This is a genomic window from Streptomyces botrytidirepellens (assembly GCF_003721215.1).
Lineage (GTDB): Bacteria > Actinomycetota > Actinomycetes > Streptomycetales > Streptomycetaceae > Streptomyces > Streptomyces himastatinicus.
The window spans coordinates 1-1547 of the sequence record NZ_RIBZ01000464.1 but is presented as its reverse complement, the minus strand read 5'-3'; the positions used below and the strand labels follow the sequence as shown (position 1 = coordinate 1547).

Sequence of the window (1547 nt, the reverse complement as noted above, 5' to 3'; positions counted from 1 at the left end):
GAGCCGCCGGCCCGCGGTCCAGCGGCCCGGGATGTGGGCCTCCGCCGGGCGGGCGAACGGCAGCGGCGCACCGCCCGCGCCGACCTCCTCGCGGCGCACCGGGCAGTGCGACATCAGCTCCAGGTAGATGCCCCGGAAGGCGACCACGTTCTGCTCGGCGGTGAAGAGCTCCAGCGCCCGGGCGCGCGCGGCGGCGCCCAGGCGGGCGCGGCGCTCGGGGTCGCGCAACAGCGCGAGGCACGCGTCGGCGAGCGCCCTGGGGTTGCGCGGCGGCACGACCAGGCCGGTGCCGCCGATGGCCTCGCAGACGGCGCCTGCGTCCGTCGAGACCGTGGCCCGGCCGCAGAACATCGCCTCGACCAGCCCCACCGGAAAGCCCTCGACCACGCTGGACAGCACGACGACGGCGCCCGCCGCGTAGGCGTCCGCCAGGGTGGGCACCTCGGGGTCGCCGACGTGCTCGAAGGAGACCGGATTGTCCCCGGGCGTATGGGCGTTCGCGGCCTCGTCGGGGAAGAGGTGGTCGGCCAGGGCGCGGCAGTGGGCCGGGTAGCCGTCGCCGGAGATGTCGTGGCCCGACGGGCCGTGACCCGACGGGCCGTGACCCGACGGGCCGTGGCCGGACGGGTCGTCGCCGGGCCGGGTCTCGATGACGCGCAGCCGCGCGTCCGGCTGCCAGCGGCGCACCTCGGCGAAGGCGTGCAGCAGCGCGACGACGTCCTTGGCGGGTTCGAGCCGCCCCACCCACACCAGCGTCCGCTCGTCCCCGCCGCCGGCCGCCGCGCCGCCCTCGCCGACCTCGGCGAAGCGGGCGGCGTCCATGCCCGGGTAGACGGTGCGCAGCCGCTCCGGGGAGGCGCCGCACCGCTCCTGCCAGCGGCGGGCGTGGGTGTTGCCGGGGGTGATCAGCGCGGCCTGGGCGTACGCCTCGGCGGCCAGCCTCCTCTGGAAGGCGGCCAGCAGGGCGCGGACCGGCCCGGAGCGGTCGTCGCGCCCGGCGGTGCTCCGCAGGTAGTGCTCGCGCAGCCGTACGCCGTACTCGGTGACCAGCAGCGGCGTCCCGAACCAGCGCTTGGCCAGCAGCCCGGGGAGCGCGGCCGCGCCGCCGGAGGTGGCGTGGCACAGGTCCACGCCGGACAGCCCGGGGTCGCGGCCACCGCCGCCGTACCAGTCGAGCGACAGGGGGCGCAGCGCCCGCTCCAGCGCCTCGGTCACGGCCAGCAGGTCGGTGACCCGCGCCCGGTGGGCGGCGCGCGGCGCGCCGGGGGTGTGGCAGGCGCGCTCCAGCGTGCGGACGGCGTCCTCGGAGCGGAGCGCGGCGGCCAGTCCACCGGTGTCGCGGGCGAGGTCGGCGAGGCCGTGGAGACCACTGGCGAAACGGTCCGCCTGGGCGCTGTCGGGCCCGCCCGGCACGCTGATCGCCACCGCCAGATCCCCGAAGTGCTCGGCGAACCGCCGCCGCTGCCGCCGCCCGTACGACCGCCGCCGCCCGGTCGGCTCGCCCCACAGCGGCGCGGTGCGCACCCGGCGCACCTGCGCGGGCAGCT

General features: G+C 78.5%; 1 protein-coding gene. It reads right to left on the bottom strand.

Translation table 11 applies throughout. The annotated features are described in order from the left end of the window. Positions 1 to 1545: glycosyltransferase (locus EEJ42_RS31625; protein WP_425472994.1), on the bottom strand; the 1545-nt coding region annotated here is incomplete at its 3' end. Positions 1546 to 1547: the final 2 nt, after the last annotated feature.